The organism is Micromonospora sp. NPDC007271, assembly GCF_040634005.1.
In the GTDB taxonomy this organism is placed as follows: domain Bacteria; phylum Actinomycetota; class Actinomycetes; order Mycobacteriales; family Micromonosporaceae; genus Micromonospora.
The window spans coordinates 1-6,447 of record NZ_JBEYER010000179.1; the positions used below are offsets into that span (position 1 = coordinate 1).

General features: G+C 72.2%; 5 protein-coding genes. All 5 read right to left on the reverse strand.

What is annotated here, in order from left to right:
- Positions 1-94: 94 nt before the first annotated feature.
- Positions 95-1,456: a protein kinase gene (locus ABZ570_RS33240; protein ID WP_358072035.1), complete on the reverse strand. Its 1,362-nt coding sequence runs from the start codon at positions 1,454-1,456 to the stop codon at positions 95-97.
- Position 1,457: 1 nt separating this feature from the next.
- The gene (locus ABZ570_RS33245) at positions 1,458-2,963 is read right to left on the reverse strand and encodes a penicillin-binding protein 2 (RefSeq protein WP_358072037.1); all 1,506 of its coding nucleotides are present in this window, start codon (positions 2,961-2,963) and stop codon (positions 1,458-1,460) included.
- Entirely contained in the window at positions 2,960-4,336 is a 1,377-nt protein-coding gene (locus ABZ570_RS33250) for an FtsW/RodA/SpoVE family cell cycle protein (RefSeq protein WP_358072041.1), read from the reverse strand. Before ABZ570_RS33250 ends, ABZ570_RS33245 begins: the two co-directional genes overlap by 4 nt.
- Before the next feature lie 139 nt (positions 4,337-4,475).
- On the reverse strand, positions 4,476-5,915 hold the full coding sequence (locus ABZ570_RS33255) for a PP2C family serine/threonine-protein phosphatase (RefSeq protein WP_358072039.1): 1,440 nt from the start codon (positions 5,913-5,915) through the stop codon (positions 4,476-4,478).
- Positions 5,912-6,397: an FHA domain-containing protein gene (locus ABZ570_RS33260; RefSeq protein ID WP_091199864.1), complete on the reverse strand. Its 486-nt coding sequence runs from the start codon at positions 6,395-6,397 to the stop codon at positions 5,912-5,914. The genes ABZ570_RS33255 and ABZ570_RS33260 overlap by 4 nt, the downstream gene beginning before the upstream one ends.
- Between the last annotated feature and the right edge of the window lie 50 nt (positions 6,398-6,447).

The following is a 6,447-nucleotide window of genomic DNA, read 5'->3' on the forward strand; positions in this document are numbered from 1 at the left end:
CGGAGATCGCGACCGCGGTGCACCTCCGCCATGCCGCCGTAGCCGAGCAGCTCGCCGACCTGGTACCTGCCACCGAGCAGGCGGGCCTGCGCTGTCATCGCGTCTCTCGTCCTTCGCTCGTCGTCGTCTCGCCGCCAGGCAGTTGAAGCCGTACCCCACGACGGTACGACGTCCGGACCTGATCGTCTCCCCCGTGCGCCCGCAGCGCGCCGGAGGTCACGCTCACCGGAGCGGCCGCGCCGGGACCGCCGGCCGCGCTCTTCCGGAATTTGTAGGAAACCACGCCCGAGCACAGCACGACCAGTACGCCCAGCACGATGGCGACCAGCCACCGCCCGGCCCGGGAGCGTCGGGGAGCCGGCAGCGGCCGGGCGGGCACGGCCGCCGGCCGGGCGTACCCAATGGGGTTGTGCTGCCCGGGCGGCGAGACGGCCGCGGCGACGCGCGGGGCGACCGGCGGCCGGGGCTGCGGGGCCGGCGTGGCCGGACGCGGCGCTACCGGCGGGCGGGCGATCGCCGCGGCCGGGCGGGGCTGCGGTCGCGCCGCGGCCGGGACCTGGGCCCGAGCCGCTGGCGCGCCCGGCGAGGACGGTACGCCGGAGATCGGGCGGGGTTGGCCCGCGGCCCGGGCCTGCTGGGACAGGGCGAGCTTGACCTGCCGGGCAACGCTGGCCAGGGCGGCGGCGCTCGGCCAGCGGGCCGCCGGGTCCTTGGCCATGGCCCGCTCCACGATCGCCTTGACCTGGGGCGGGATGTCGGAGGGGAGCGGCCGGGGCGCATCCCGTACGTGCTTCATGGCGATTTCGAGGGGATTGTCCCCCTCGAAGGGCCGCCGGCCGGCGAGGCACTGGTACGCGACCACGCCGAGCGCGTACACGTCCGAGGCAGGGGTGGCCACCGCGCCGGTGGCCTGCTCCGGCGAGATGTACGAGGCGGTGCCGAGCACCGAGCCGGCGGCGGTGAGCTGACCCACCAGGTCGGAGCGGGCGATGCCGAAGTCGGTGAGCACCAGCGTGCCGTTCGGCCGGACCAGCAGGTTGCCGGGCTTCACGTCCCGGTGCACGATGCCCTTCTCGTGGGCGGCGTGCAGCGCGTCGGCGGCCTGCGCCAGCAGGGCCATCGTCCGGGCCGGGGTGAGCCGCCCGACCCGGCTCAGGGTCGAGGAGAGCGCGTCACCCTCGACGTACTCCATGACCAGGAAGGCGATCTGCTGGTCGCTGCCGAAGTCGTAGACGTCGACCACGCCCGGGTGGTTGATGGTGGCCATCGTCCGCGCCTCGCCGCGGAACCGCTCGGCGAAGCCCGGCTCGTCCAGCAGGGCGGGCAGCAGGCTCTTGACCGCGACCGTCCGGCCCAGCACCTGGTCGGTGCCGCGCCACACGTCACCCATGCCACCGCTGGCGATCCGCTCGTCGAGGCGGTAGCGGTTGCCGAGCTGCACCCCGGGGCTGAGCATGTCAGCGGCCTCCGGAGTCGGTGATGACCGCCGCCATGATCCGGCCGGCGATCCGGGCCGCCTCGGCGCTGCCGCCGCTACCGGCTCGCTCCAGCTCCACGCAGACGGCGGAGATCGGGGTGCCGTTCTTGTCCAGCGCGAAGCCGATGAACCAGCCGTGGTCGGGGGTGCCCGGGCCGGACTCGGCCGTCCCGGTCTTGCCACCCACGGTGTACCCGTCGATGGCGGCCTTTCGCCCGGTGCCGTTGCGGACCACGCTGACCATCATCTCGCGCAGGTCGCCGGCGACCTGTTCGCTCACCGGCCGGCGCAGCTCACGCGGCTTGGCGGCGTCGTAGACCGTGGTCCGGTCCGGGCCGAGCAGCTGCTGGACCAGGTACGGCCGCATCTGGCTGCCCCCGTTCGCCACCGAGGCGGCGATCAGCGCGCCCTGTAGCGGGGTCATCCGCACATTGTTCTGCCCGATCGAGGACTGGGCCAGCGCCGCCGGGTCGGTGCTGCCGTCCGGGTTCTGCATGTCGCCGGTCTGGCTCGGCGCCACCGGCAGGCCGCCCTTACCGAGCTGGCCGACCGTGAGGTCGTCCTGCTCGAAGCCGAACTGCTGGGCCTTGTCCTTGATCTTGTCGGCGCCGAGCCGCACGCCGAGCTGCGCGAAGCCGGTGTTGCACGACTCGGTGACCGCCTCCATCAGGGTCACCTGGGATTCCGGGCAGATCGAGCGGGCGGCGTTCTCGATCGGCTTGCCCGCAGTCGGCGGAGTCCAGCTCGGCCCGGCCGGGATCCGGGTCTGCTTGCCGACGCCGTTCTCCAGCGCCGCCGCGGCCACCACGATCTTGAAGGTGGAGCCCGGGGGAAGGGTCTCGGCCAGCGCCCGGTTGGCCAGCGGGCGCTCCGGATCGTTGTCGAGCTTGTCGTACGCCTTGCCGGCCGCCTCAGTGTCGTGGTCGGCCAGCGGGTTCGGGTCGAAGCTCGGCATGGAGACCAGCGCCTGCACGGCGCCGGTACGCGGATTGATCGCGATGGCCGCGCCCCTGGTCGCCCCGACCTGGTTGTTCTGGAGTTGCTTGTACGCCGTCTCCTGGGCCCGCTTCGACAGGGTCAGCAGCACGTTGCCGCCACCGGTCTTGTCACCGGTGAACATGTCCTTGATCCGGTCGCCGATGAGCTGGTCGCTGGTGCCGGCGAGAAACCCGTCCTCGATCCGCTCGATGCCGACCTCGCCACCGTTGACCGGCTTGTAGCCGAGCACGTGTGCGTAGGTCTCGCCGCCCGGGTAGGTGCGCTGGAACCTGAGCTTGCCGCCGGTATTCTTGCTGATCGCGACCGCGGTGCCGCCGACCTCGATGTTGCCGCGCTTGCGCTTGTACTCGTCGACCTGGACCCGGCCGTTGTAGTCGCTGGTGCGGTATTCGTCCGCCTTGTAGGCCTGGATCCAGTTCAGGTTCGCGAAGAGCAGCCCGAAGAGGACCATCACGACCACACCGACGCGGCGCAGGGGTGCGTTCACGGCCGGATCACCTCCGTCGGGGCGCCGTGCAGCTGCTCGGGCGGGCCGCCGGACGGCCGGGCCGCCGGGCCACCGGGGGCCACCGGCCGGCTGGCGCCGTCGGAGACCCGGAGCAGGGTCGCGATGAGCAGCCAGTTCGCCATCAGCGACGAACCACCGGCGGAGAGGAACGGGGTGGTCTGACCGGTCAGCGGGATGAGCTTGCTGATCCCGCCGACGATGACGAAGACCTGCAGCCCCAGGGTGAAGGCCAGGCCGCCGGCCAGCAGCTTGCCGAACGAGTCCCGCACCGCCAGCGCGGCCCGCAGCCCCCGCTCGACGATCAGCAGATAGACCACGAGCAGCGCGGAGAGGCCGAAGAGGCCGATCTCCTCACCGATGCCGGCGAAGATGAAGTCGGTCTGCACCTCGGGCAGCAGCGTCGGCTGGCCGCCGCCCGGGCCCGCCCCGAAGAGGCCGCCGGTGCCGAGCGTGAGCAGACCCTGGACGAGCTGCCAGCCCTTGTCGTACGGGTCGGCGAACGGGTCCAGCCAGATCTCCGCCCGGACGTAGAAGTTCGCGAACGGGCCACCGACGGTGCTGCCCAGCACGTACGCCAGGTAGGCGCCGCCGAAGAAGAGGATCAGACCGATGAGCAGCCAGCTGACCCGTTCGGTGGCGATGTAGAGCGTCACCACGAACATGCCGAAGTACAGCAGCGAGGTGCCCAGGTCCTTCTCGAAGACCAGCACCAGGATGCTGATCATCCAGACCACCAGGACCGGGCCGAGGTCCCGGCCGCGCGGGAAGTCGATGCCGAGCACCCGCCGGCTGGCCAGCGAGAGCACCTCGCGCTTGCGGACCAGGTAGTACGCGAAGAAGGTGAGCAGGGCGAGCTTGGCGAACTCACCCGGCTGGATCTGGAAGCCGCCGAACCGGATCCACAGCTTGGCGCCATTGACCTCGGAGAACTGGTTCGGCAGCACCGCCGGGATCATCACCAGGACGATGCCGGCCAGGCCCAGGGTGTACGCGTACCGGGAGAGCGAGCGGTGGTCCCGCATGATCGCCAGCAGCGCCGCGGCGAGGATCACCGCGGCGAGCGTCCAGGCGAGTTGCCGGCCGCCCGTGCCCGCGAAGATGGCCAGGCTCTCCCGGTCGGCCGAGTCGGCCTTGGCCAGGTCGTAGCGGCGCAGGAAGCCCACCCCGATGCCGTTGAGCAGGGCGACCGCCGGCAGCAGCGCCGGGTCCGCGAAGGGCGCCAGCCAGCGGATCACCAGGTGCAGGCCGAGGAAGACCAGCCCCAGCGTGGCGGCCGGCACCCAGAAGTCCGGGGTGACCGTGTCCAGCACGTTCGCCTCGATCGTCGCCCCGTACGCCGCCACCAGCACCATGGCGAGCAGCAGCAGCGACAGCTCGGCGTTACGCCGGGACCGGGCCAGGCGTACGCCCGGCTGCTCACCCGTCGAGGCGGGAGAGGTGGCCGGTACGGCGGCTGCGGTCACGGTCAAGTCCTCGGGGTTGAGCCGGCACTCACTCCGGCGACCGGCAGCCCGCCGGGTCGACCGGCGGAACGGTGTCGGAGACGACGGCGTCGGGCGTGGTGGTCGGCGCGGGCGTACTGGTCGGCACCGGCGTGGTGGTGCCCGACGGAAGGACGCTCGCGCCGGCCGCCGGGGTGGGTGCGGTGGTGGTCGGGGCGGGGCTGACGGCCGTGGCGGTGGCGGTGGCCGTCGGGCTGGGCGGGCAGATCGGCTTGAGGTTGGGGTTGGTCGGGTCGTCGCTGGTCAGCTCGGCCAGCCGGCGCTCGGCGTCCGGCTCGCTCCGGGCCTGGATGCCCTGCTTGACCTGCTCCTGCGCGGCCAGGGTGAGGTCGTCCAGCTTGGCCGGGCTCCGGGAGTGCACGCTCGACAGGTCGAGGCCGGCGACCTGGCCCGGCACGCCCCGGAAGACGGCGAGCTGGCCGTCCTCGGTGGCGCCGACGTAGTACTGGCGCTGGGTGTAGCTCCACCCACCGAAGACGCCCCCACCGAGGATGACCAGGAGCGCCAGCAGCATCGCGGCGGTACGCAGCGGCCGGTGCCGGCCGCGCTCCGGCTCGTCGTCGCGGGTGTCCACCGGCTCCTCAGGGGCGGGCGCCCGCGGGGCGGAGAGGGCCGAGGCCCGCGCCGCCGGGGTGGAGACGTCGGCCGAGGTGGCCATGCCCCGGTCCCGCGCCGCGGCACCGCCGACGATCGGGCTCGCCTCGACGATGTCCTGGTCGGTGGCGTCGGCGATGATCACGGTGATGTTGTCCGGGCCGCCGCCGCGCAGGGCGAGCTGCACCAGGCGCTCTACGCACTGCTGCGGGTCGGCGTACTGGCGCAACGTGTCGGCGATGGTGTCGGCGCTGACCACCCCGGAGAGCCCGTCGGAGCAGATCAGGTAGCGGTCGCCGGGGAGCACCTGCCGGACGCTGTACTCCGGGTCGATGTCGCGGCCGTCCAGCGCCCGGGTGAGCAGGGAACGCTGGGGGTGGCTGCTCGCCTCCTCCGCGCTGATCCGGCCCTCGTCGACGAGCATCTGGACGTACGTGTCGTCCTTGGTGATCTGCGTGAACTCACCGTTCCGCAGGAGATAGGCCCGCGAGTCGCCGATGTGCACCATGCCGAGCTTGCTGCCGGAGAAGAGGGTCGCGGTGAGCGTGGTGCCCATCCCCTCCAGCTGCGGGTTGGCGTCGACGGTGTCGCGGAGCTGCTGGTTGGCGGTGCCCACGGCCGAACGCAGCGCGTCGACGAGAGCGTCCCCGGGGACGTCCTCGTCGAGGGGCGCCATGGCACCGATGACGATGTTGCTGGCGACGTCACCGGCGGCCATGCCGCCCATGCCGTCGGCTACGGCGAGCAGCCGCGGCCCGGCGTAGACGGAATCCTGGTTACCGTCTCGGATCAGACCGCGGTCGCTGTGGGCCGCATAGCGCAGGGTCAGAGTCATGGCCGTAATTCGAGGGAAGTGCGGCCGATGCGGATCGGCACGCCGAGGGGGACGGGGGTCGGTCCGGTGACCTTAGCGCGATCCAGGTAGGTGCCGTTAGTCGATCCGAGATCCTCGACGAACCACTGCCCGTCGCGCGGAACCAGCCGGGCGTGCCGCGCCGAGGCGTAGTCGTCGGTGATCACCAACGTCGAATCCTCGGCCCGCCCGATGGTGATCTGGGATTCACCAAGGGTGATCCGGGTCCCGGCCAGCTGGCCGGCGGTGACCACCAACTGGTGCGCGGCTCTGCCCCGTTTCACCTTCGCCGGCTTCGCCGCCTGCCCGGTCGAGGCGCCGACCGCGCGTGGCGCGGCCACCAGCCGACCCGACCTGGCCCCCGCGAAGAGGTCCCGGCGGATCACCCCGACCACCGTGAAGACGAAGATCCACAGCAGGATGAGGAACCCGAACCGGGCGACGGTGATGACGAGTTCCGGCAACGCTGGTCAGCCGTCCACGCGGAAGGTCAGGGTGGTGGTGCCGAGCTGGA